The organism is Streptomyces orinoci, assembly GCF_003121295.1.
In the GTDB taxonomy this organism is placed as follows: domain Bacteria; phylum Actinomycetota; class Actinomycetes; order Streptomycetales; family Streptomycetaceae; genus Streptomyces; species Streptomyces orinoci.
Genome location: NZ_PHNC01000031.1, coordinates 935,930 through 960,224 on the forward strand (window position 1 = coordinate 935,930; position 24,295 = coordinate 960,224).

Genomic DNA, 24,295 nt, shown 5'->3' on the forward strand with positions numbered 1-24,295 from the left:
GGGGCGGGGACAGGTGACAAACGTCAGGGGTTGCGGGCGCCGGCCGGATCGCCGCCGCAGGCGTAGGCGAGGGCGCTCACCAGCTCCTCGGCGTCCGGCAGCCAGCGGTTGGCGGCGGTGGGCTGACGGGCCCACTGCACCGCGCCCCGGTTGCCCACCCGGCTGGGCGGGGCGACCACATAGTCCCCCTCGCCCCGGGCCACCAGGTCCAGCGAGGAGGGGCGCCAGCCGAGCTTGCGGACGGCGTCGGCCACCTTCAGGGCGCCGCCCGGGAGGACGAAGAACTGCATCCGGCGGAACGGGGTGCTGCTGATCGGCCCCAGTTCGATGCCCATCCGCTCCATCCGGGCCAGCGCCAGACAGCCGGCCGACTCCGAGACGTCCAGCGCGTCAAAGGTGCGGCCGGTGGGCAACAGCACCGAGGCAGACGGGTTCTTGGCCCACATCCGGCGGGCGCCGGCCGGGCTGCCGGTGGCCTGGGTGGCCCAGTCGGGGCGGGCGGGGTGAACTCCTGGCGCGGGGCAGTCGAGTTCGCCGCACGAGCAGCGTTCGCGGCCGTTGTCGGCCTCCAGCCAGGTACCGGCGACGACGTCCCAGTGCCGTTCGTCCGTGTACCGGACGGCGGCGTCGAGCACGCGCTCGCCGCGTTGTTGGGGGATGCGCGGCGCTCCTACTCCGATGGTCTCTTCCACGCTCATCACAACTCCCCCTGTCACCAGGGGTTACGGCTCAGGCTCGGGCTTATGACGCGCCCGGCGACACAGCACGTGGGGCGCACGGGTGCATGTACGGGGGCGCAGAGGCGGCTTCGCCCCTGTGCAGGGGTAGCCACCTTCGCGGCAGAAGCGGGCACAGCTCAGCGAGACATCAGCGAGATACCGGTAAGTCCCGTAAGTCCCGCATTCTCCGGACATCAGGGGGGAAAAGATCACAGAAGGCAGCGTTCCGGCTGTCCCAGCTTCTCGCTCCGTAGTTGGCAGTCTCAGGGGGTTACAGATGGCCGCACGGCCACTCGTGGCGCGGCAGCCGAATGAACGGCTGCAGGCGCTCATCCAGGAAGCCGGCTGTTCCAATGCCGGGTTGGCGCGCCGGGTCAATATGTGCGGCGCCGAGCACGGTCTCGATCTGCGCTATGACAAGACCTCCGTGGCCCGTTGGCTGCGGGGCCAGCAGCCGCGCGGACGGGCGCCGGCCGTGATCGCCGAGGCACTCGGCCGCAAGCTGGGGCGCAGCGTCACCATCGACGAGATCGGCATGGCCAATGGCAAGAACCTCGCCTCCGGCGTGGGCCTGCAGTTCTCCCCCACCGTGATGGGGGCCATCGAGCAGGTCTGCGAACTGTGGCGCAGTGACGTCGGCCGCCGGGACTTCCTCAGCGGCACCTCGGTGGCGGCCTCCGCGCTGGTGGAGCCCAGCCGGGACTGGCTGATCACCGGCGCGGACGCCCAAGTGGCGCGGAGCGCGGGCGCGCGGGTCGGGCCGTCGGATGTGGAGGCGGTGAAGTCCACCACCGCGGCGCTGGTGGAACTGGACCACCGCTATGGCAGCGGACATGTCCGCCCGGTGGTGGTGCACTACCTCAACAGCGTGGTCTCCGGGCTGCTGGCGGGCTCCTACCGGGAGGCGGTGGGCCGTGAACTCTTCGCCGCCGTCGCCAGGTTGACGGAGCTGGCCGGTTATATGGCCGTGGACACCGGGCAGCCGGGGCTGGCCCAGCGCTACTACATCCAGGCGCTGCGGCTGGCACAGGCGGCGGGCGACCGCGGCTACGGCGGTTATGTCCTGGCCGCCAGCATGAGCCACCTGGCCGCCTCGCTGGGCAACCCCCGGGAGATCGCCCAGCTGGCCAAGGCGGCACAGGAGGGGGCCCGGGGGCAGGTGCCGCCCCGGGTGGAGTCGATGTTCTACGCGGCCGAGGCGCGCGGCCATGCGCTGCTCGGGGACGCCCGCTCCTGCCAGACGGTGGCCGCCAAGGCCGTCACCAAACTCGAACAGGCCGAAGGGGAAGGGGAGTCGGGGGACGATCCGGTGTGGATCCGCCACTTCGACCGGGCTTATCTGGCCGACGAACTGGCGCACTGCCACCGGGATCTGGGCCAGCCGGAACCGGCGCGCCGGCACGCGGAGGAGGCACTGGCGGCCCATCCGCCGGGCCGGGTCCGCCGCCGGGCGATCGGAATGCTGCTGCTGGCCACGGCGCAGGTGCAGCAGCGCGAGGTGGAGGCCGCGTGCGCCACCGGCAGCCGGGCCGTGGAACTGCTGGGCACGCTGCGGTCCAACCGCGGCGCGGAGTATCTGGACGACTTCCGGCAACGCCTGGAGCCGTACCGGGACGAGCCGATGGTCCGGGAGTTCGGAGCACGGATGGAGTTGCAGGCGGCGTAGGGGGTGCGGCTGGGGGTGCGCGTGGTCGGTTCCGGGGCCGGTGCGGTGCTGCTTGGGCTTACGCGGCCGGTTGCGGGCGTCAGCGGGGTACGGCCGGGTGTGGGTGCCGGTCGCGGGGCCAGTGCGGTGTGGCTGGGGTGCGTGGCCGGTTGCGGGCGCCAGCGGGGTACGGGGCCGGGCATGCGTGGCCGGTCGTGGGGGCCAGCGGGTAGCGTGAGCCGCCGGTCGTAGTCCCGTACAGCAGCCTGAGGAGTCCCGGTGACGCAGAGCGGACAGGGGAATGAGTCGCGGCTCCCGGGTGAGCCCTGGGGGTCGCGGGCCCCGTTGCCGCCGGAGGTCCCGGCCGCATCCGCGCCGGGTGCGCCGGCACCACCGGCGGTGCCGCCCGCCCGTCCTCCCATACCGGGCGCCCCGGGGGCGACTTCCGGTGCGCCGGGCGCTTGGGTGCCGCCCGGGGGTGTGGGGGCGGGGGGTCCTTCCGCGCCGGGTGCGCCTGGTGCGGCGCCGGGCTGGGCCCCGCCCACGTCGGGCGGGGAGCCCGTTGCGACCCAATACCTGCCACCGGTGCCGAGCGCCCCGCCCGCCGGGGCGGCCTCCGGCGTGGATGCGGGTGCGGCGACGCAGTACTTGCCGCCGGTGCCGGGCGGTGGGCCCGGAGCTCAGGGTGCCGGGGGGCGGCATGCCGGTGCGGCGGCCCCTGGCGTGGATGCGGCTGCGGCCACGCAGTACTTGCCGCCGGTGCCGGGCGGTGGGCCCGGAGCTCAGGGTGCCGGGGGGCGGCATGCCGGTGCGGCGGCCCCTGGCGTGGATGCGGGTGCGGCGACGCAGTACCTTCCGCCGGTGCCCGGCGGGCAGTCGGTGATGTCCGCTCAGGGCGTGGATGCGAACGCCGCCGCCGCGACGCAGTACCTGCCGCCCGTGCCGGGCGGCGGGGCGAGGGCCGAGGACGCGACGCAGATGCTGCCCCCGCAGGGCGGGGGAGCGGCTGCCTCGTATGCGCCGCCCGTGGAGTTCGACGGACTGTTCCGCGCTGCGGAGCCCACCCAGCAGCTGCCGCCCGTGCCCCCGGGCGTGGGGCCCGTGCGCTCCGCGCCGGGGGAGCCCGCGCCGCGGCCCCGGCAGCGGAAGATGGTGCTGATCGGCGCCGGGGTGGCGGCCTGCGCCGCCGCGGGGCTGGGCGTGGGGGCGCTGCTCAGCGGTGGCGGGGGAGGCGGCAAGGCGGCCGCCGACACCCCGCAGAGCGTGGCCAGTACCGAGCCCGGCAGCAGCCCCTCCGCCACCGCCGGCAAGCCCGCCGATCCGGCACAGGCCCAGGCCCAGGCGCTGGACGCGCTGCTCAAGGACAGCGGCAACAGCCGGGATTCGGTCATCAAGGCCGTTGACGCGACCAGGAGTTGCAAGGATCTGGGCAAGTCCGCCGGAGATCTGCGCACCGCCGCCGGGCAGCGCAATGACCTGGTGAGCCGGCTGCAGAAGACGGCCATCGACAAGCTGCCCAACAACGATCAGCTGGCCGCCCAGCTGACCAAGGCGTGGCAGTCCTCCGCCGCCGCCGACAACAGCTATGCCTCCTGGGCCGACCACGCAGGCGGCAAGCACGGCTGTGTCAAGGGCCACGCCCGTCCCACCAAGGACGCGGCGGCCGGCGACCGGGCCAGCGGTGAGGCCACCGCCGCCAAGAAGAAGGCAGCGGACCTGTGGAATCCCATCGCCAAGAAGTACGGGCTGCCGCAGCGCCAGTGGACGCAGCTCTGACCCGGCCGTCAACGGAACGTACGATCGATTCCGTGCAAGGTTCGGAGAAGTCTTCCCGCCGCGGCCGCCGCTCGACCACCATGGACGGCATGCCGCTCAATGACATGCCATGGTGGCGCTGGCGAGCGAACGTGCGCTCCGCGCTGCACATGCTCTCGGACCCGGACTTCCAGCGGGAGTGCTGGCTCACCGGGCGCGAGGGCTATGGGGACGTGACCGACGCCGTTTACCGGCTGGTCGAGGACACCTGGCTGGACAACTGGTCGGCCGAGAAGTACGTCGGCACCGTCTTCCGGGACTCCGGCGAGGCGGCCCTGGTGGATGTGGCCGTGCTCCGGGTCCTGAAGATCATGCACCAGGTGGGGGCGGACGCCCCGGTCTCCGCCTTCCTGGAACACCACGGCTGGCCCGAGGCGGTACGTGCCGCCCGCGAGGCGCATCTGCGGCTGGCGGCGGGCGACGGGGACGACCCGGATGTGCCGCCGCGCTCGCTGCCGGTGCTCGCCATGCTCACCCAGGTCTGAGGCACAGGCTCGCCCAGGTCTGAGGCACACGCTCGCCCGGGTCCGAGGCACACGCTCACCCCGGGCCGAGGCACACGCTCACCCCGGGCCGAGGCCCGCCCGGTCCGGGACGGGGCGCGGATATGCGACGCTATTGGGCTATGAACGCCTCGCAGCCCGCCCCGGCCGACCAGTACGTCCTCACCCTCTCCTGCCCGGACAAGCAGGGCATCGTGCACGCGGTGTCCAGCTACCTGTTCATGACCGGCTGCAACATCGAGGACAGCCAGCAGTTCGGCGACCATGACACCGGGCTGTTCTTTATGCGGGTGCACTTCGGCGCCGAGGCCCCGGTGACGCTGGAGAAGCTGCGGGCCAGCTTCGCGGCCGTCGGGGACTCCTTCCAGATGGACTGGCAGATCCACCGGGCCGACGAGAAGATGCGGATCGTCCTGATGGTGTCCAAGTTCGGGCACTGCCTCAACGACCTGCTGTTCCGCGCCCGGATCGGCGCCCTGCCGGTGGAGATCGCGGCCGTGGTCTCCAACCACACCGACTTCGCCGAGCTGGTCGCCTCCTATGGCATCCCCTTCCACCACATCCCGGTGACCAAGGAGAACAAGCCGGAAGCCGAGGCCCGGCTGCTGGAGCTGGTCCGCGCGGAGAACGTGGAACTGGTGGTGCTGGCCCGCTATATGCAGGTGCTCTCCGACAACCTCTGCAAGGAGCTGTCCGGCCGGATCATCAACATCCACCACTCCTTCCTGCCGAGCTTCAAGGGCGCCAAGCCCTACCACCAGGCGCACGCCCGGGGCGTCAAGCTGATCGGTGCCACCGCGCACTATGTGACCGCCGACCTCGACGAGGGCCCGATCATCGAGCAGGAGGTCGAGCGGGTCGGTCACCAGGTGACCCCGGAGCAGCTGGTGGCGGTGGGCCGGGACGTGGAGTGCCAGGCGCTCGCCCGTGCCGTGAAGTGGCACAGCGAGCACCGGGTGCTCCTCAACGGCGGCCGCACCGTCGTTTTCGCCTGACCCTCGGGGCCCTTGGGGTCATTGGGGACCTTGAGACCCGTAGGGCCCTTACAGCCGGGACAGTGAGGCGGCCGCGAAGAGCACATCGCGGATCGCCTCCTGGTCACCGTCCTGCCCGGCGGCCGCTTCCTGTGGCGGTATCCGGCCGGCGGCCAGTCGGCAGAACTCCACGCTCTCCAGGGCCACATGGGCCACCTCCGCCTCGCGGGCACCGGTGGCCATGGGCGAGTCCAGGGCGATATACCAGTGGCCGCCGCCCCTGCCCTCGATCTCCAGGTGCAGTGAACGGCCCGGGGAGGCGGCCGAGCGCAGCGCATGCGGCGGCGGTGCCAGCCCGGCCCGGCGGCGCCGGTCGATCGCCCGGGGCAGCAGCCGGACGGCCAGATCGATCAGATGGTTGAGGTGGGACGGGGCCGGCGGCCCGTAGGGGTAGTCCACCGCCCCGGCGATGTCCTCGGCGTGCACCCAGCACTCAAAGGCCCGGTCCAGGAAGGCATCGCTCAGCGGCAGACTGAACCTGCCGTAATCGACGGGCAGTTGGGCGACGCGGTCGTCGGCGAAGGAGGCCGTACGGACCAGGGCCCGCCCCTGCTCGCGCCACTCCCGGCGCACCTCGGCGGCCGGGCGGCCGCCCTCGTCCGGGGCCTCGGCACGGGCGGTGGCGGCCGGATCGCGGGAGAGCGGGACGGACAGGCCCAGCGCCTCGGCGACCAGGCCGTCCACCGCGGTGAGATGACCGATGACGGTGGCCACGGTGGCGTCCCGGGTGGCCGGGCGCCGGCCGTCGAACCAGGCCAGCCGCACCGGAGCCTGCCAGTCCGCGGTGTCGATGTCCCTCAGCAGGGCGTCCAGCCGGGCGGTCTCCGCCTCGTATGGCACCGCCCAGGCGGGCACCGGGACCTTGGCCGGGCGGCGGGCCAGACAGTGCGCCAGCACCCGGGGGCGCAGCGCCGGATTGAGGTCCAGGCTGTCCTCGGGGTGCAGCAGCGCCACCGCGTCCCGCAGCCGCAGGGCCTCGTCCGCGCAGTCGGCACAGTCCGTCAGATGCGCCTCCACCGCGGCGGTCTCCTCGGCCGAGCAGGCGGCCAGGGCCCAGGCGCCCAGCAGGGACTTCAGCAGCTTGTGGGAGACCGGCCAGGACAGGCCGTCCTCGGCGGCGGGCCGGGGACCGGGGATGGCCGGGCTCATCGCCGGCTCCCGGCGTGGGCACCCGGCGGCGCCATGGCCCGGGCGGACCGGCGCGGCCCCTGGTGCGCGGTGGAGAGCAGTTGCAGTCCCAGCCGGAGCCGGCGGCGTGTCTCGTCCTCGGTGACGCCCAGGCTCGCGGCGGCCCGGGCGCAGTCCAGCCGGTGGAAGTAGGCCAGGTCCAGGGCCTCGCGCAGCGGGGCGGGCATGGAGCTGACGATGTAGTCGGCGCGGGCCGCGGCGGAGGCGGCACGGACCCTCTCCTCGAGCTCCCGAGACCCGGTCCGGCCCTCGCTCTCGTCATGGCTCTCCCCCTCGCTCGCGGCCAGGCGGAGCCGGGTGACCGCCTGCCGGTGGGTGAGCGAGGCAAGCCAGGAGCGTAAGGGGCCGTCCTTGGGGTCGTACTCCTCCGGGTGCTCCCAGAGGTGGCCGAAGACATCGCGGGTGACCCGGTCCGCGCCGTCCTCGTCGCCCAGCACCCGGTGGGCCAGGCCGTGCACCAGGGAGGCGAAGCGGTCGTAGAGCTCACCGAGGGCGGCGGCCTCGCCGTGCGCCAGCCGCTGCTGCATCCTGCGGTCCCAGCGCGGTGGTGCCTCGTTCGCCATCGTCATGTCGCCCCCTCGAAAGCCGTGCCGTGCCCGTGCGGTGCTGTGCGGTGCCATGCCGTGCCGTGCGTGCTCAGTCAGGTATCTCGCATGGATGTACGTCGTACTGATGCCCAAATGCACGTGAGCCCACTGTCACATGCTCATCGAATGTAGTGGGCCGGTCCGATGACGATCGCTCCTTCGGGGTGAAAACCGGCAACCACTGTCCGCTTCGCGGCGCCTGCTGCTAAGGCTATGTTCGATTTATTACGGTCTGGTCGATCACGGCGGATCGGACCTGGCCGAATGTGCCGATGTGTTATGCGCGTGTGACCGTATCCAGGGGAATCCTGGGGAAGGACCGCTTCAAGGCTGGGCATAGGCTCAGCGGCGGCCGGTCCATGTCAGTCGGCGATCTGATGCACACCACTTGGGTGTGCCGGGCGGCCTTACCGCGGAAGGGCTCATTCCGAAGACCCGGAGAACGACGAGTGAAAGGGCTCGGGCGCGTGGCATTGAAGGTGTCGGAGCACGAGCAGGGGAACTGGGCCGTGCTCCAGGTCTGCGGCGAGATGGATCTGGTGACCGCCCCCGCGGTGCGCCAGCATGTCCATGAGGCGGTGGCCGAGGGGCGGCGGAGCCTGGTGCTGGACCTGGCCGAAGTGCGGTTCTGCGACTCCAGCGGGGTGGGGGTGCTGATTGCCGCGCGGCGGCTGCTGCGGTCCTGCCAGGGGAGGCTGCGGCTGATCCTGCCCGCCCAGGGGGCGGTGGAGGGATCGCATGTCAACCGGGTGCTGGCGGCGCTGGGGGTGCGCCGGCTGTTCGAGGTCTACCCCGACTTGGCCAGCGCGACGGAGGAGGGCGCGGATCCCCTGTCCGCATAGCGGGGTGGGCACCCCGTCAGGGGCGCGGGGAACTGCGCGAGCAACCGAGGACGGCCCGCGGCCGGAGGCGGAACGCGCCCCGGCGCGGTGGGAAGCCGGAACCGGGTTTCCCTCTCCGCCCGCTATCGGGCAGAGTGCTGTTTATGCAGCTCAACGCCACGTTCCGGTTCCCTTGCGCCCTCGCCGTAACCGCTTGCGCCGTGCTGGTGACGGGTTGTGGAGGGAAAGCCGAGTCCGCCCGTCCCTCCGGCACCGGCAAGGTGACCGTCTCCTATGAGGAGCCCCGGGACGACGGCGCCGATGAGCGGCCCTTCCTGCGCAGGCACCGGCTGCCCGAACGGGTGGCGGACGACCTCAACCGCACCGTGCGCCTCCCCGAGCCCGTACAGATAGTCGGCCGCACCTGTAAAGGCGGCGACGACTACCCCGAATACGACGACGACCGGGGCCGTATCGTCCTCTGCTACGACTATGTGGACGAGATACGCGGCCAGTTCAAGGACGCCCGGGACAAAGACCCCGACGGGCGAACCGCCGGAGTGGTCACCGAGTCGCTCTACCACGAGGCCGCGCACGCCCTGGTGGACAAGCTCCAACTGCCCTTCACCGGACGGGAGGAGGACGTCGCCGACCAGTTCGCGGCCTACCGGATGATCCCGCACGGCGCCCAGGGCCGGGACGGCCTGCTGGCCGCCGCCGACAACTACGCCGCCTCCGCCGCGGGCGACGAGGACGGGGAGGAGTTCGATCCCTCCGACGAACACGCCCCGGACGCGGTACGCGCCGCCAACTACCGCTGCTATCTCTACGGTTCGCGCCCCAAGGAGGCCGACCGGCTGATCGACGGCACCCTGCTCACCGATGAACGGGCGCGCGGCTGCGGTGCGGAGTACCGGGCCCTGCGGCGCGGCTGGGACAAGCTGCTGGCCCCGTACGCGCGTTGAGGGGCAGCGCCGGTCAGCACGGCCCCAGGGTGGTGGTGCCGGGTGCCGCCCGGTGCCCCAGCCCGGTGCGGTAGGCGCCCAGCGCCGCCTCGATACGGCCGCCCCGCCGCAGCAGATCGCCCAGCAACCGGCAGAGATCGGCCAGATCGCCCGCCGCGCCGGTGCGCTCCAGCAGGGACAGCGCCGCGCAGTAGTGCTCCTCGGCCGCCTCGGTGTCGCCCCGCTCCTCCGCCATGATGCCCAGCAGCCGGTGCGCCCCGCCCGCATGCACCGCGCCCCGCTCATCGCCCAGCGCCGAGGGCGCCAGCAACGGGCGCAGCAGCTCCACCGCCTCGGCCGTCTTGCCGCGCCGCCGCAGCACATCCGCCAGTTCCACCTCCACCTGGCCGGTGAACAGCGCGGCCCGCTTGGCGGCCAGGATCTCGCGGGCGGTGCGCAACTCCCGTTCCGCGGTGGCCAGATTGCCCTCCTGGGCATGTACATAGCCGCGCATCCAGTGGCAGTGCGCCAGTTCGGTGCGGATGCTCAGCTGTTCATAGAGCTCCTGGGCCTTGGCCAGCGAGCGGTCGGCCTCGGCGATCCGGCCCTCGGCCACCAGCGTCCGGGCCACCGCCCGGTGGGTGCCGGCCACCAGGGCGGGCTCGTCCACCTCCGGGGCCAGCGCCAGCGCCAGCTGAGCGGCGTGCGCGGCCCTGGCGTACGCCCCCATGTCCATATAGGGGCCGATGGCCGCGGTGTGCAGCGCCAGCAGCACTCCCGGGTCGTGCGGCCCGGAGGCGGACAGTTCCTCGATGGCGGTCTGCAGCAGATGGCAGGCGTAGCGCAGCTCGCCCGCCAGCAGATGGGCGGTGGCCCGGCCGCGCAGGGCCGGCACCCGGTGTGCCAAGGGCTGTTCGGCGAGCAGGAGTTCGGCACCGGCGAAGTGGTCGCGGGCGGCGGCCAGTTCGCCGGTCTCCAGGGCGCAGTCGCCCAGCCCCTGCAGGGCGGCGGCCTGTTCGGCCACCAGATGGTGTTCGGCCGCTTCCCGGTGCAGATCGCGGAAGGCGGCCGCCGCGTCCTCGGCGGCGCCGGTGGTCAGGATCCGCCGGGCCAGGGCCAGGCGCGGTGCGAAGTCGGCCGGCCCGCGTGCCGGTATGTCATGGGTGCTGCTGTTCTCGGCCACGTCCACCCCTGGGTTGATGACGTCGCAGTCAAGCGGTGGGTTGCGCCCGCATGGGGTCATCTATGCCCAGACCAGGCGCATTTCGCTCCTGCCGCGCTCCCGCTCGCGCCGAGGTGGCTAACGGACCAGTTCGCGCTCCAGGGGCGTACGGAACCGGGGCGTGATGCGTACCGTACCGAGCCAGGAGGCCAGCCGTCGCGTTTCGGCTTCAATGGCGGCGGTGGCCTCGCGCCCCACATCCGCCAGCAGGCGCCACACCACTTCACCGTCGGCCCGCTGGGCCCAGCCGCCCACGATGCGGCCGTTCCACCAGACGGTGGGGCCGATATTGCCCGCGCGGTCGAAGAGGGCGGGCACATCCTCGGGGGAGAGGTACCAGTCACGGTTCCGCCAGCCCATGGCGGTCGGGTCCAGGGCGGGCAGCAGGGCCGCCCAGGGCTCCGGCTCGGTGACGTCCGCCAGATCCTCCGGCAGGACATAGCCGGTCCCGGCATCCGTCAACCCGGCCTGGACGGCGCCGAGATCGGCCAGGGCCCGGCGCGTGTCGCGGACCGTCCAGCCGGTCCACCACTTGAGGTCGGCCTCGGTCGCCGGGCCGAAGGCGGCCAGCCAGCGGCGGGCCAGCTCCGCCTTGGCCTCGCGCTCGGGGAGCTCCGGCAGCGGGGGGACCAGCGCCCAGGGGTAACTGCTGCTGGTCCAGGAGCCGCGGGGCCGGGCGCGGCGCAGCCGCCCGTCGGAGGCCAGCAGGCGTACGACCCGGCTGCCCACGCTCTGCCGGGACTGGTACGGCTTGCCGCGGGCCGTGACGATCTGCTCGCCCAACGCGGGGACCAGCCGGGTCAGTTCGGCGGTGGTGGCCTCGCCGCGGGCCGCTAGGACGGCCAGCACCTCGCGCTCCACGGTGGCGAGGCGTTGCTCGTCCCACTCCTCGCGGTGTTCGCTGTGCTCGCGCAGGAACTTCAGGAGTGTGCGGCGCTCCCGGGCGGCGATGGCGCGTCCGGTGGAGGACTCGACATACGGCGCGAGATCGAGGGTCACCGCGAACAGGGTGCGCCGCATGGAGAGCAGCTTCACCAGGGTTACGTCCTGGTAGAGGGCGCGCTCCACTTCCTGGGGCGAGGGGGTGGTGAGCCGGGCGCAGGCGGAGAGGTAGACGGTGGCGGCGTCGGTCGCGTGCAGCCCCACCAGGGCGTTGGCCACGGCTTCGACGGTGGCCGTACGGTGCGCCGGGGCCAGGAGATGACGTCGCCCCAGGCGGGCGCGGCGCTGGGCGTCGCTGATGCGGGCTGTGCTCATGGGGGTGACGGTAGGGGGCACTTAGGTCGGTCCCTGTCCTACATCGGCCGCGGCCGGTGCTCATGCGGTTCCCCGCGCCCCTGGGGGTTCCGGTTGTGGGCAGTCGTTCCGCAGGGCGATGGGGGCACCCCCGGCCGGAGGCTGGGGGAGGGTGGGCACAACCGGCCACCGGGGTGCACCCGGCGACGATGCGGCGTCTGCCGGCGGCCCTTGTTGTCCGGCCGCGGGCCGTGGGTGGTTGCTCGCGCAGTTCCCCGCGCCCCTGGAGGGGCGCGCCCCGGCGACGGGACGGCGTTTGCCGACAGCCCTTGCCGGTCGGCCGCGGGCCGTGGGTGGTTGCTCGTGCAGTTCCCCGCGCCCCTGGAGGGGGCGTACCCGGCGGGGGACGGGCGCCCCTGGTGGGGCGCCCGTGCGGCAAGATGGGCGCATGGGGAGCTTCGCCGCGGAGGGCGGCGCACAGGACGGCCCGGTCGCCGGACGCTACCGGCTCGGCCGCCGCATCGGACGGGGCGGCATGGGCACCGTCTGGCAGGCCACCGATGAACTCCTCGGCCGCGAGGTGGCGGTGAAGGAACTCCACACCGAGGACCGGGACCTCACCCTCCGCGAGGCCCGTACCGTGGCCCTGGTCAAGCACCCCAATGTGATGGTGCTGCATGACATCGTGGAGCAGGACGGCCGCCCCTGGATCGTCATGGAGCTGATCGACGGCCGTTCGCTCTCCGACCTGCTGGCGGCCCGGGGCCCGGTCGGCCCCCGGGAGGCGGCCCGTATCGGGGTGGCTCTGCTGGGCGCGCTGCGCGCCGCGCACGCCCGGGGCGTACTGCACCGGGACATCAAGCCCGCCAATGTCCTGATCGAATCCGGCACCGGCCGGGTGGTGCTCACCGACTTCGGCATTGCCCGGGTTCCGGGCGCCACCACACTCACCGGCACCGGGGCCTTTGTCGGGTCGCCGGAGTACACCGCGCCGGAGCGGATGTCCGGCGGCCAGGCCGGGCCGGAGTCCGACCTGTGGTCGCTGGGTGTGCTGCTGTGCGCCGCGCTCAGCGGGGAGTCCCCGTTCCACCGCGACTCCCTGGGCGGCATCCTGCACGCGGTGGTCTATGACGAGATCCGCCCGCCGGACTCGGCCGGTCCGCTGCTGCCGGTGGTACGCGGCCTGCTGGAGCGGGACCCGGCCCGCCGGATGGGCGCCGACGAGGCCGAGCGGCTGCTGAACGGCTATCTGGAGACCGGCCGTACGCCCGCCGCCTCGGTGCACTACACCCCGACCCAGCGCAGTGTGCCCACGCCCGTACCACCGGCCGCAACCGCGACGCCGCCCCCACCGCCCGGCAAACGTCCCTCCCGGGCCCGTACCGCGCTGCTGGCCGGGCTGGCCCTGATCGTCCTGGCCGGCGCGGGGGCGGCGGTGGCCGTCACCCTGCTGGAGCGGGAGGGCGGCGGCGCGGACGCCAAGTCCGCGCCGAGGAACGGGAGTTCGGCTGGGGCGACCGTATCCGCGAGCCAGTCCCCGCCGCAGGCCCCGGCCACCGCCACGGTGAACGCCCCGCCCGGCTTCCACGCCGTCCAGGACCCGGCCGGGTTCGCGCTGGCCGTGCCCGACGGCTGCACCCGCTCCTTTGAACCGCCCCGGGTCTTCTACTACTCGCCCGGCAAGGAGTTCCGGATCGGCATCCTCATCCAGGACCCGCAGGAGGGCGGCCCGGCCGGTGCCATGCGCAACTCCGCCACCCAGGCGCCGGACCGCTACCCCGGCTACCGCGACGGCAAGGTGGCCCGGAGCCGGCACCGCGGCGGTGACGCGGCCACCTGGGAGTTCACCTGGGACGGCTTCGAGAAGTCCGAGGGCCCCCGGCACACCTACGACCTCAGCTGGAACGAGGCGGACAAGATGTATGACATCTGGGTCTCCGGCCCCGAGGCCAAGTCGGCCGAGGCACAGCGCTACTTCCGGACCGCGCTGGACACCTTCGCCAGAATCCGGCCGTCCTCGGGCCGGTGAAGGGCAAAGGCCCGCCGGCCAAGAAGCTACCGGCGGGTACCCAAAACCGGGGGAGCACACTTACGCTCGCCCTCATGACTGCAGCGCACACGCGGCACCACCCCACCGGCGGCGGCAACCCGGTGGCCCCTCCGGCCGGACGTACGGCGGCCGATGTGGTCACCCCCGAGCTACTGGCGCGGCTGACCCGCGCCGTGACCGGCTCCGGCAGCACCGTGAGCCATGCGCCCTTCACCGGCAAGGTCCTGGCCGAACTGCCGGAGTCCACCCCGGAGGAGGTGGCCGGGGCCTTCACCCGCGCCCGTGCGGCGCAGCACCGCTGGGCCGCGGTGCCGGTACGTACCCGGGCCGCGGTTCTCCTCCGCTTCCACGACCTGCTGCTGCGGCGCCAGTCCGAGGTGCTGGACCTGATCCAGCTGGAGACCGGAAAGACCCGGCTGCACGCCCATGAGGAGGTACAGGCGGTGGCGATGGCCGCCCGCCACTACGGCCTGGCCGCCCCGGCCTACTTGCGGTCGCGCCGCCACACCGGCGTCCTCCCGCTGCTCACCAGGGTCACCGAACTGCGCCTGCCGCGCGGCGTGGTGGGACAGATCGCCCCCTGGAACTACCCGCTGGAACTCTCGGTGGGCGATGCCCTGCCCGCCTTCGCGGCCGGCAACGCGGTGGTGATGAAGCCGGACACGGAGACCGCCCTCAGCGCGCTGTGGGCCCGCGAACTCCTGGTGGAGGCAGGGCTCCCGGCAGATCTCTGGCAGGTGGTGCTGGGCGAGGGACCGGTGGTGGGGCCGGCCGTGGTCGCCCACGCCGACTATGTCACCTTCACCGGCTCCACCCGCACCGGCCGCGAGGTGGCCCAGGGCGCCGCCGCCCGGCTGGTGGGCTGCTCCCTCGAACTCGGCGGCAAGAACGCCATGTTGGTGCTGGACGACGCCGATGTGGACAAGGCGGCGGCCGGTGCGGTGCGCGCCTGCTTCTCCTCGGCCGGGCAGCTGTGCATCTCGGTGGAGCGGCTGTTCGTCCACTCCGCCGTCGCCGGACGGTTCCTGGAGCGGTTCACCGCCCGTACCAGGGCGATGCGGCTGGGCGTCTCGCTGGCCTATGGCGCCGACATGGGCTCACTGGCCTCGGAACGCCAACTCGACGCCGTGGTACGGCATGTGGAGGACGCGGTGGCCAAGGGCGCCACGGTCCTCACCGGCGGCCGCCCCCGACCGGACATCGGGCCGCTGTTCTATGAGCCGACCGTGCTGGACGGAGTCGGACCGGAGATGGCCGTCTACGCCGAGGAGACCTTCGGCCCGGTGGTGTCCGTCTACCGTTTCGACGACGAGGACGAGGCCGTGGAGCGCGCCAATGCCACCCCCTACGGCCTCAACTCCAGCGTCTGGACCCGTGACGCACGCCGCGGCCGGGCGGTGGCGGCCCGGCTGCGCACCGGCACCGTCAATGTCAACGAGGGCTATGCGGCGGCCTATGGCAGCGTCGGGGCGCCCATGGGCGGCATGGGCGACTCCGGCCTGGGCCGCCGCCATGGGTCCGAGGGCATCCTCAAGTTCACCGAGGCGCAGACCGTCGCCGAGCAGCGGGTGCTGCCGCTGGGCCCGGCCTTCGGCCTGGACGACCAGGCGTACGCCAAGCTGCTCACCGGCGGGCTGCGGGCGCTGAAGACCCTGCGGCTACGGTGAGGAGGGCACGGCGTGGAGCGGGTGGACGAGCTGGTGGGCGATCAGCCGGAAGAGCAGGCGGACGATCAGCCGGACCATGACCCGGACCATGACTACGACGTGATCGTGGTCGGTTCCGGTTTCGGCGGCGCGGTGGCCGCCCTGCGGCTGACCGAGAAGGGCTACCGGGTGGGGGTGCTGGAGGCGGGCCGCCGCTTCACCCCCGAGACCCTGCCCAGGAACTCCTGGGACCTGCGCAACTACCTCTGGGCGCCGAGGCTCGGCCTCTACGGCATCCAGCGCGTCCATCTGCTGGGCAAGGTGATGGTGCTGGCCGGGGCGGGCGTGGGCGGCGGCTCGCTCAACTACGCAAACACTCTCTATGTCCCGCCTGCGGCCTTCTTCGAGGATCCCCAGTGGGCCGGAATCACCGACTGGCAGCGCGAGTTGGCCCCGTACTACGCACAGGCCCGGCGGATGCTGGGCGTCCGGGCCAACCCCCACACCACCCCCTCCGATGTCCATCTCAAGGCGGCCGCCGAGCGGATGGGCATCGGGCACACCTTCCACACCGCGCCGGTGGGCGTCTTCTTCGGGGACGGGCAGGACGCCGACGGCACCGTACGGGCCCGGCCCGGCGAGGCGGCGGCCGACCCCTACTTCGGCGGCGCGGGGCCCGCCCGCCGCGCCTGCACCGAGTGCGGGGAGTGCATGACCGGCTGCCGGCACGGCGCCAAGAACACCCTCACCGAGAACTACCTCCACCTCGCCGAACGGGCCGGGGCGGTGATCCACCCGATGACCACGGTCATCGCGGTCGGCGAACACCCCGACGGCGGCCACCGGGTGGCCACCGTGCCCACCGACCGGCGGCGGGCCCGGCCGAAGGTGCTGCGCGCCGGACAGGTGGTGATCGCGGCCGGCACCTATGGCACCCAGACCCTGCTGCACACCATGCGGGACACCGGTACGCTGCCCCGCCTCTCCGCCCGGCTGGGCGAACTGACCCGTACCAACTCCGAGGCGCTGTGCGGCGCCCAGACCGACGACCGCCGCTACCGCCGGGCCCATGGCGAGCGGAAGGCCGACTTCACCCGGGGCGTGGCCATCACCTCCTCGGTGCACCCCAACCCCGACACCCATATCGAGCCGGTGCGTTACGGCAAGGGGTCCAACGCCATGGGCCTGCTGTCCGTCCTCCAGGTGCCGGTGGGCACCCCGGGCCGCCGGGCGGCGGCCTTCGCCGGACGCTGCGTACGCCACCCGCTGCTGCTGCTCCGCTCGCTGTCCAACCGCCGCTGGTCCGAACGCACCATCATCGTCCTGGTGATGCAGTCCCTGGACAACTCGCTGACCACCTACCGGCGCCGGAAGGGGCCGGGCAAGGGGCTGCTCACCGCCCGGCAGGGCCATGGCGCCCCCAACCCCGACCAGATCCCGGAGGCGGCCGAGGCGGCCGGCCAACTGGCCAAGGAGATCAACGGTTTCGCGGGCAGCAATGTCGGCGAACTGACCGGCACCCCGCTCACCGCCCACTTCCTGGGCGGCTGCCCGATCGGCGCGGACCGGGACAGCGGGGTGATCGACCCCTACCACCGGCTCTACGGCCATCCGGGGATCTCGGTGGTGGACGGGGCGGCGGTCTCCGCCAATCTGGGCGTCAACCCCTCGCTGACCATCACCGCCCAGGCGGAACGGGCGATGGCCCTCTGGCCCAACAAGGGCGACCCCGACCCCCGCCCGCCCCAGGGCGAGGACTACCGGCCGCTGGCCGCGGTACCCCCACGCCACCCCGCGGTCCCCGAAACCGCCTTCGCCGCCCTCCGGTTGCCTCTCCTGCCGGTACCGGAGGTGCCCCGAAGGGATGCCCCGTAGGGGCGGCGCTTCGGGGGCGCGGGGCGGCGGCTCCGTCGTGCCGCCGCTGTGTGGGCGCGACCGGCCGGGTGCGGGCCCGTACCCGGAGCGCGACGGAGCCTAGCGGTGCCCGCCCTCCGCCGTGCGCCGCCGCCGCGAAAACACCACCGCTCCAGCCCCAACAAGCACCGCCGCCCCACTAAGCGCCCCCAGCACCGGCATCGCCGAGGACGACCCGGTATGCGCCAGCTCCCCATTGGCGGGCAGCTTCGCCAACTCCCCCTGCGGCGCGGTCCTGTTGACCTCGTGCGCCGGCCTCACAGCGGGCTTCGCGGCCGGCTTCGCGTCCCCCCGCTCACTGCCCGCGGCCAGCACCTCGAACGGGTAGGACGCCCCCGGCGAGTACCCGCACCCATGCTCCGCGGTGCGGTAGTAGCCGATCTGGAAGGCCGCCCCCGACCCGGCGGGCGCCTTGGCATCCACCGCCAGCCGCAGCCGGGCGTCGGCATGACCCCCGGGCCGCAGCTCGCGTACCTCGGCGAAGTAACCGGCGCGGTAGCGGATGTCCTGCCACCGGCGGGCCTTGGGGTCGTACCACTGCAACCGCAGATGCCCGCTGGTCTCGGTGGCACCCCGGTAGGAGAAGACCTCCACATAGGCGGCCACCGACGGCAGTTGGGCGGTGGAGGTGTTGCTCACCCGGTAGGTGAACTCATGCCAGCCGGAGCCCGCCACCAACTGCCCCGGCAGCCCGTGCAGTTCGGTCCGGGCCAGCGGGGAGCCCACCGCGCAGCTGCCCGGAGTGGCCGCCGGACTGGACGAGGCCGTGCTGCTGGTCGTCGGGGGCGGCGCCGGTGCGGTGACGGTGGAGGAAGCCGTGGAGGTGGACTGGGACGTGTCCTGGGACGTGGACGCACTGGTCGGCGCCGTAGCCGTCCGAGTGGCCGTCGCATCAGGCGACTTGGGGTCCCCGGGAGCCGCCGCCTCCGGACCCGTGGTGGCCATGGCGCTCGGCGCCGTGGTCACCGACGGCGGCCCCGCCGCGAGCGCGGACGGCGCGGTCAGCAGCACGGCGGGGCCGGCGGCGGCAGTGGCGGCCACCGCCACCAGAGCACGGCGAAGCTTCATGGAGCCCTCTCCCGGGATGGTGCGGTTAGCACGTACATGACCAGTCGCCCGGGCGAAGGGTTGTACGGGCCCGCACCGACCCCGGGTGTGATTGATCTCACCCACCTGTGGGCCGGGGAAAGCGAAGGGCCCCGGGCCGTCTACGCGGGGGCGTGCGGACGGCCACGGGGCCCTTGAGTGCCGGCACCGAGGTTCAGGGCGGTTCGGTGCCGCGGAGCGGCGCCGGGGGGAGCGCCGCCGGCTGGGGAAGTGGTCGGACCAATGGCGGTGCTGTGAAAGGGACTTGGTGTTCCCTTTGCATCGTGGGGTATGGACCTGGCCGGGCGCAACCGTTCGGGCGGATACGGTCGGTTCCAGGCGTCCCCGGAACCGACCGCCCCTTGGGTGGCGACCGGGCTGCTGTCCCCTGCCGACCGGCCACCGTCACCGGAGCGAGGTCCCACGACACGCCCTTGGGGCGCGTCTCACACTCCGGTGGTTCCGCCCCGTCGATATCGGGCGCCCAGCTGAACAGGGGCGGAGGCCACGCGTGGAACTCTGGGATTTCCCCATGCCCCGGCGACGCCGGGTTCGGGGGGAGAGCCGCTCCTGGCTGGTGCGGCAACCCGTCCAACGAAGGCCGTCCCAAGCCGGTCACGCACCGTAGGAGTGATGGGCCGGGCGCCCGGTTACCCCCTATCCGGACCCCTCAGACCCGCCCCCGGCACAGCTCCAGCAGGGTCATCGCCAGCGCGGTACCACTGCGGCCCAGCTGCTCGCTGTAGTGGTTGAGCACCTCCATCTCCCGGGAGAAGCTGATCCGCCGCCCGCCGGAACCGATGCGCTCGCGCTGGATCGCCGAGGAGACGGCCATCCGCTCCTGGATCAGCCCGATGATGCGGCCGTCCAGCTCGTCGATCCGCTCCCGGGCGTCCCTGATCATGCCGGCCGCCTCGGCGGTACGGGCGCCGGTGTCCTTGACCGCTCCGGAGGGCAGCCCGGCAGGCGTTGCCGTGGGGGTTCCCGTGTGGATTTCCGTGTGCATCCGTGTCTCCTGGGGTTTCGGTCCCCGGGAACGGCCCTCGGCCCTCGTGGAGAACGACACAGCGCCCCGGGCCTTGGGCCGGCCCGGGGCGCTGTGTCGAAGTCGCTTGTCAGAGGTTCAAGCAGCACGACCATGGCAGCCGGACGGGCCGGTGCCATAGGTAAAGACGAAGGTCGTGTGCTGACGCATGGGGCTCAGTATGGCCCCATGGGTGGCTGGGGCACCAATCCGGGACGCTCCCCGGGGCCCCGGATTCGGATGGTGAGACAAAAGCAAACCCCCGCGCGCCGGTAGAATCGACAAATAGAGACCCCCATCCCCGATCCGCCGGAAGGCCGCCGAAGTGTCATCAGCGACTCCAGCCGCCGCCCACGACCACACCGCGGAGCCGGTGCTCGTTGTCGACTTCGGTGCGCAGTACGCCCAGCTCATCGCCCGTCGCGTCCGTGAGGCGCGGGTCTACAGCGAGATCGTTCCGTCCACCATGCCGGTGGCCGAGATGCTCGCCAAGAAGCCCAAGGCGATCATCCTCTCCGGCGGTCCCTCCTCGGTCTATGAGGAAGGCGCCCCGCGCCTGGACCGCGCCATCTTCGAGGCCGGGGTCCCGGTCTTCGGCATGTGCTACGGCTTCCAGCTGATGGCCACCGCCCTCGGCGGCACCGTGGACAACACCGGTGCCCGCGAGTACGGCCGTACCCAGCTGCATGTCAGCAAGCCCGGCTCCACCCTCTTCGAGGGCACCCCGGACGAGCAGTCGGTGTGGATGTCGCACGGCGACGCCTGCTCCGCCGCCCCCGAGGGCTTCACCGTCACCGCCTCCACCGACATGGTGCCGGTGGCCGCCTTCGAGAACGACGAGAAGAAGCTCTACGGCGTCCAGTACCACCCCGAGGTGATGCACTCCACCCACGGTCAGCTGGTGCTGGAGCACTTCCTCTACCGGGGCGCGGGCATCGAGCCCACCTGGACCACCGGCAATGTCATCGAGGACCAGATCGAGGCGATCCGCGCCCAGGTCGGCACCAAGCGCGCCATCTGCGGCCTGTCCGGCGGCGTGGACTCCGCGGTCGCCGCGGCACTGGTGCAGAAGGCCATCGGTTCCCAGCTGACCTGCGTCTATGTCGATCACGGCCTGATGCGCAAGGGCGAGACCGAGCAGGTCGAGAAGGACTTCGTGGCCGCCACCGGCGTTCAGCTGAAGGTGGTGGACGCCCAGGAGCAGTTCCTGGTGGCGCTCGCCGGGGTCAGCGACCCCGAGGAGAAGCGGAAGATCATCGGCCGGGAGTTCATCCGGGTCTTCGAGCAGGCCCAGGCCGAGATCATCGCCGAGGGCGACGAGACCGGCGAGCCCGTCGAGTTCCTGGTCCAGGGCACCCTCTACCCGGACGTCGTCGAATCCGGCGGCGGCACCGGCACCGCCAACATCAAGTCCCACCACAATGTGGGCGGCCTGCCGGAGGACCTGGAGTTCAAGCTGGTCGAGCCGCTGCGCCAGCTGTTCAAGGACGAGGTCCGGATGGTCGGCCAGGAGCTGGGCCTGCCCGAGGAGATCGTCCACCGCCAGCCCTTCCCCGGCCCCGGCCTGGGCATCCGCATCGTCGGCGAGGTCACCCGCGAGCGGCTGGACCTGCTGCGCGAGGCCGACGCCATCGCCCGCGAGGAACTGACCGCCGCCGGCCTGGACCGCGAGATCTGGCAGTGCCCCGTGGTGCTGCTGGCCGACGTCCGCTCGGTCGGCGTCCAGGGCGACGGCCGTACCTACGGCCACCCGGTGGTGCTGCGCCCGGTCTCCTCCGAGGACGCCATGACCGCCGACTGGTCGCGGCTGCCGTATGAGGTCCTGGCCCGGATCTCCACCCGCATCACCAATGAGGTGCGCGACGTCAACCGGGTGGTGCTGGATGTGACCAGCAAGCCCCCGGCGACGATCGAGTGGGAGTAACCCTCTGGGTCGCTCCTGACCGCGTTTGACCGATTCCGGCCGCGCCGTCTTCCGTCCCTCCGGACGGGGGCGGCGCGGTCGTCGTTTCAGCGCTCCTCCAGCGCCCGCCGCCAGACCGGGCTGTCCACATAGTGGTTGTCAAAGCGCTCCGAGCTCTCCCTGATCTCCTGGACGCTCGCCTCGCCCCGGTACACCCGCTCCAGCAGCCGGTAGTAGTCGAACCGGTGCAGCCCCGGAGTGAAGACCACCAGCAGCTCACCCTCCTCGCCGGGTGCCGGGGCGAAGGCGTGCGGCACGGTCGGCGGGACGGTCAGGAAGTCGCCCGGGCCCAGGGTGAGCACCTCGTCCCGCACCAGGAACCGCACCTTCCCGCCGAGCACCAGGAACATCTCGGTGGCCTGGGTGTGGAAGTGCGCGGGCGCGCCCGGCGAACCCTTTTTGAGCGTGGCCCGGTTGGCGGTGAGAGCCCCGCCGGTGGCGTCCGCGTCCGCGAGCAAGGTGATCAGGCTGGTGGCCCCATCCTGCAGAACCTCGGCTTCGGCGGCCCGCACCAGGACGGGGTGGTGGGCGGTGGTGTTCACGTTCACGGGGCTCCTTGGAGCTGGGTGCCGGTGGCTGACACCCATGAACCTACGGGTCCGAGAGACCCGCCTCATGGTGCATTTTCCGGCTGCTTTTTGAGGTCAATCCGGCCCATGCGGAAAGCCTGTTGCGCCCCGCGAGGGCGCTGCCCTACCGTGGAGCAACGAGACGAGACGTCTCGTCACCCCAAACTGTCTCGGAGGTGTTCCGCCATGGAGCGTGTGATCGAGCTGGACTCCGGCATCCGGCTGTGGACCGAATCGCGTGGCGACCCGTCCCGCCCCGCCCTCCTGCTGGTCATGGGCGCCGGAGCCTCCGGTCTCACCTGGCCGGAGGCGCTGGTGGACGCCCTGGCCGACCGGTACTTCGTGATCCGCTACGACCACCGGGACACCGGCCGCTCCACCTGGGCGTATGAACAGCGCCCATACCGCCTGGCCGAGCTGGCCGACGATGCCCTGGCGGTGCTGGACGCCCATGGCGTCCGGTGCGCCCATCTGGTCGGGATGTCCATGGGCGGGGTGCTGGTCCAGTTGCTGCTGGCCGACCGTCCGGAGCGGGTCACCCGGGCCACACTGTTCGGCACCTGCGCGCTCAGCGAGGCCCCGCTGGTGGAGCCGGACGGGACCAGGATTCCGGCGGCGGAGCTTCCGGGGCCGGACGCCCGGCTGCTGGAGTTCTGGGCCCGCCCCATGGCGGACCACGGCCCGGAGGCGGAGCTGGAGCGGCGGGTGGAGCACTGGCGACTGCTCAACGGTGACCAACTGCCCTTCCATGCCGAGGAGTTCCGCGCCCTGGAGCGCCGCATCATCCGGCACACCGGCCACCACCGGCCGTCCACCGCCCATGCCCTGGCCGACCAGTCCGGCCTGGTACGTACCGAGGCCCTGGCATGCAACACCGTGCCGGTAACGGTCGTGGAGGCCCCCGCCGACCCGGTCTGGCGCCCGGCCCACGCCCGTCACCTGGGGCAGGTGATCGCGGGGGCGCGAGTGGTGCGGGTGCCAGGGATGGGACATGCGATCAGCCGGGAGTGCGTGGGGGCGCTGACTGCGGCGATCTGCGGGTGAGCGGGATGTGGGCCGTCAATGGCTGGGGGTGTCGGTCGTTCGACGGGGATTTACCACAATCGCCTCAAGCTGAGCGTGCCCTTCCCTATCGACATCGATCTCACGGCGGTCAATAAGCGTCGGCCGTTCTAGGGCGAGTGCCGGGCGAATGGCGGTGCCCGGCCCTGGCCTTGGCACATACCCAGCGGTAGCTTCCGGTCCGTACGTAACTCGTGCGCAATCCGCACGTACTCCGCACGCACGGACCACCCGGAGGAGAGCCGCCGATGCCCGAGCAGCAAGCGCAGGCACAAGCGCAGGCGCAGGAAGCACCCAAGCCCCCCGCCCCCATCCCCACCGAAAAGCTCCGGTTTGCGCTGCCCCCGGAGCACAAGTCCGTCGCGGATGAACGGACTTACCGTAAACAGCGACTGGCGGCCGCCCTGCGGCTCTTCGGCCGGTTCGGCTTTGAAGAGGGGGTCGCGGGCCATATCACCGCCCGGGACCCGGAGTTCACCGACCACTTCTGGGTCAACCCCTTTGGGATGTCCTTCAAACACATCACGGTCAGCGATCTGATACTGGTGAACCACCAGGGCCAGGTCGTCGAGGGCCGCCACCATGTCAACCAGGCTGCGTTCGCGATCCATTCGCAGATACACCGGGCCCGGCCGGAGGTGGTGGCCGCCGCGCACAGCCACTCCACCTACGGCCGGGCGCTGTCCACGCTGGGGGAACTGCTGGAGCCGATCACCCAGGACGTCTGCGCCTTCTACGAGGACCATGCCCTCTTCGACGACTACACGGGTGTGGTGGTGGACGAGGAAGAAGGCCGCCGAATCGCCACCGCCCTCGGCCCGCACAAGGCTGTGATCCTGCGCAACCATGGTCTGCTGACCGTGGGCGACTCGGTGGACGCGGCTGCCTGGTGGTTTATCACCATGGAACGCTCCTGCCAGGTGCAACTGGCTGCCAAGGCAGCCGGAAAGCCGGTGCGGATCAGTCCCGCCAACGCCAAGCACACCCATGACCAGCTGGGCAATGACCTGGCGGCGTGGATCAACTACCAGCCGCTGTACCAGCAGATCATCCGCAGCGAGCCGGAACTGCTCGACTGAGCCGCCCGGCCCCGCGCCGCCCGCGCGATACGCGGGCTGACCCCCGCCCACCGGCGGGGGTCGAAGCCGCCAAGGGGGCCGAATGGCCATGGAATCGCACTCCATCGGCATCCCGCGCCCCCACCCCGGGTCCTGCACCGGATGAGTGACGGCGTTTTCCACAAACCCGCCGCCATCCACAGGGCTCA

The 24,295-nt window shown here is 72.3% G+C and carries 20 protein-coding genes; 12 read left to right on the forward strand and 8 right to left on the reverse strand.

All coding sequences use genetic code 11. The annotated features are described in order from the left end of the window. Positions 1–23: 23 nt before the first annotated feature. A complete protein-coding gene (locus CV755_RS26615) occupies positions 24–698 on the reverse strand; it encodes a bifunctional DNA primase/polymerase (protein ID WP_109282797.1) in 675 nt (224 codons plus the stop codon). 298 nt (positions 699–996) lie between these two features. Here CV755_RS26615 and CV755_RS26620 point away from each other — a divergent pair, with 298 nt between their 5' ends. From CV755_RS26620 to purU, 4 genes are all read left to right on the forward strand, one after another. Beyond that, positions 997–2,385, forward strand: a complete 1,389-nt coding sequence (locus tag CV755_RS26620; protein ID WP_109282798.1) for an NsdA family TPR-like regulatory protein — start codon at positions 997–999, stop codon at positions 2,383–2,385. 840 nt (positions 2,386–3,225) lie between these two features. Beyond that, positions 3,226–4,140 (forward strand): hypothetical protein, encoded by a 915-nt coding sequence (locus tag CV755_RS36375; protein ID WP_241561401.1) that lies wholly within the window; start codon positions 3,226–3,228, stop codon positions 4,138–4,140. 89 nt (positions 4,141–4,229) lie between these two features. Beyond that, complete coding sequence (locus tag CV755_RS26630) at positions 4,230–4,664, forward strand: SCO4402 family protein (RefSeq protein ID WP_241561476.1); 435 nt, start codon at positions 4,230–4,232, stop codon at positions 4,662–4,664. 140 nt (positions 4,665–4,804) lie between these two features. Next, the gene (gene purU / locus CV755_RS26635) at positions 4,805–5,677 is read left to right on the forward strand and encodes a formyltetrahydrofolate deformylase (RefSeq protein ID WP_109282801.1); all 873 of its coding nucleotides are present in this window, start codon (positions 4,805–4,807) and stop codon (positions 5,675–5,677) included. A 48-nt stretch (positions 5,678–5,725) separates the two neighbouring features. Here purU and CV755_RS26640 read toward each other — a convergent pair whose 3' ends face one another. Then, positions 5,726–6,865: a maleylpyruvate isomerase family mycothiol-dependent enzyme gene (locus tag CV755_RS26640; protein WP_109282802.1), complete on the reverse strand. Its 1,140-nt coding sequence runs from the start codon at positions 6,863–6,865 to the stop codon at positions 5,726–5,728. Further along, on the reverse strand, positions 6,862–7,467 hold the full coding sequence (locus CV755_RS26645) for an RNA polymerase sigma factor (RefSeq protein ID WP_109282803.1): 606 nt from the start codon (positions 7,465–7,467) through the stop codon (positions 6,862–6,864). The genes CV755_RS26640 and CV755_RS26645 overlap by 4 nt, the downstream gene beginning before the upstream one ends. A 491-nt stretch (positions 7,468–7,958) precedes the next feature. Here CV755_RS26645 and CV755_RS26650 point away from each other — a divergent pair, with 491 nt between their 5' ends. Next, a complete protein-coding gene (locus tag CV755_RS26650; RefSeq protein WP_241561402.1) occupies positions 7,959–8,333 on the forward strand; it encodes an STAS domain-containing protein in 375 nt (124 codons plus the stop codon). A gap of 143 nt (positions 8,334–8,476) precedes the next feature. Continuing rightward, complete coding sequence (locus tag CV755_RS26655) at positions 8,477–9,277, forward strand: DUF4344 domain-containing metallopeptidase (RefSeq protein WP_153068754.1); 801 nt, start codon at positions 8,477–8,479, stop codon at positions 9,275–9,277. Between the two features lie 13 nt (positions 9,278–9,290). On the opposite strand, the gene CV755_RS26660 is transcribed toward CV755_RS26655, so the two are convergent. Both CV755_RS26660 and CV755_RS26665 read right to left on the reverse strand, forming a co-directional pair. Continuing rightward, positions 9,291–10,439, reverse strand: coding sequence for a DNA-binding protein (locus tag CV755_RS26660; protein WP_109283535.1), 1,149 nt, complete (start codon positions 10,437–10,439; stop codon positions 9,291–9,293). 117 nt (positions 10,440–10,556) lie between these two features. Beyond that, positions 10,557–11,735 (reverse strand): winged helix DNA-binding domain-containing protein, encoded by a 1,179-nt coding sequence (locus CV755_RS26665; protein ID WP_109282805.1) that lies wholly within the window; start codon positions 11,733–11,735, stop codon positions 10,557–10,559. Positions 11,736–12,162: 427 nt separating this feature from the next. Here CV755_RS26665 and CV755_RS26670 point away from each other — a divergent pair, with 427 nt between their 5' ends. From CV755_RS26670 to CV755_RS26680, 3 genes are all read left to right on the forward strand, one after another. Continuing rightward, on the forward strand, positions 12,163–13,743 hold the full coding sequence (locus CV755_RS26670) for a serine/threonine-protein kinase (RefSeq protein ID WP_109282806.1): 1,581 nt from the start codon (positions 12,163–12,165) through the stop codon (positions 13,741–13,743). A gap of 74 nt (positions 13,744–13,817) precedes the next feature. Then, a complete protein-coding gene (locus CV755_RS26675) occupies positions 13,818–15,431 on the forward strand; it encodes a succinic semialdehyde dehydrogenase (protein WP_109282807.1) in 1,614 nt (537 codons plus the stop codon). Between the two features lie 33 nt (positions 15,432–15,464). Next, the gene (locus tag CV755_RS26680) at positions 15,465–17,285 is read left to right on the forward strand and encodes a GMC family oxidoreductase (RefSeq protein WP_193553510.1); all 1,821 of its coding nucleotides are present in this window, start codon (positions 15,465–15,467) and stop codon (positions 17,283–17,285) included. A 99-nt stretch (positions 17,286–17,384) separates the two neighbouring features. Here the strand turns inward: CV755_RS26680 and CV755_RS26685 are convergent, their stop codons facing one another. Both CV755_RS26685 and CV755_RS26695 read right to left on the reverse strand, forming a co-directional pair. Further along, positions 17,385–18,392, reverse strand: a complete 1,008-nt coding sequence (locus CV755_RS26685) for an LAETG motif-containing sortase-dependent surface protein (RefSeq protein ID WP_153068755.1) — start codon at positions 18,390–18,392, stop codon at positions 17,385–17,387. A 688-nt stretch (positions 18,393–19,080) separates the two neighbouring features. Then, positions 19,081–19,416: a chorismate mutase gene (locus tag CV755_RS26695; RefSeq protein WP_109282810.1), complete on the reverse strand. Its 336-nt coding sequence runs from the start codon at positions 19,414–19,416 to the stop codon at positions 19,081–19,083. Positions 19,417–19,759: 343 nt separating this feature from the next. Between CV755_RS26695 and guaA the strand changes: the two genes are divergently transcribed. Further along, complete coding sequence (gene guaA / locus CV755_RS26700; protein ID WP_109282811.1) at positions 19,760–21,358, forward strand: glutamine-hydrolyzing GMP synthase; 1,599 nt, start codon at positions 19,760–19,762, stop codon at positions 21,356–21,358. A gap of 86 nt (positions 21,359–21,444) precedes the next feature. Here guaA and CV755_RS26705 read toward each other — a convergent pair whose 3' ends face one another. Beyond that, positions 21,445–21,984: a cupin domain-containing protein gene (locus tag CV755_RS26705; protein ID WP_109282812.1), complete on the reverse strand. Its 540-nt coding sequence runs from the start codon at positions 21,982–21,984 to the stop codon at positions 21,445–21,447. Between the two features lie 168 nt (positions 21,985–22,152). Here CV755_RS26705 and CV755_RS26710 point away from each other — a divergent pair, with 168 nt between their 5' ends. Continuing rightward, the gene (locus tag CV755_RS26710) at positions 22,153–23,010 is read left to right on the forward strand and encodes an alpha/beta fold hydrolase (protein WP_109282813.1); all 858 of its coding nucleotides are present in this window, start codon (positions 22,153–22,155) and stop codon (positions 23,008–23,010) included. Between the two features lie 266 nt (positions 23,011–23,276). Then, positions 23,277–24,107 carry a class II aldolase/adducin family protein gene (locus tag CV755_RS26715; protein ID WP_109282814.1) on the forward strand — a complete coding sequence of 277 codons (831 nt, stop codon included), beginning with the start codon at positions 23,277–23,279 and terminating at the stop codon, positions 24,105–24,107. Positions 24,108–24,295 lie beyond the last annotated feature (188 nt).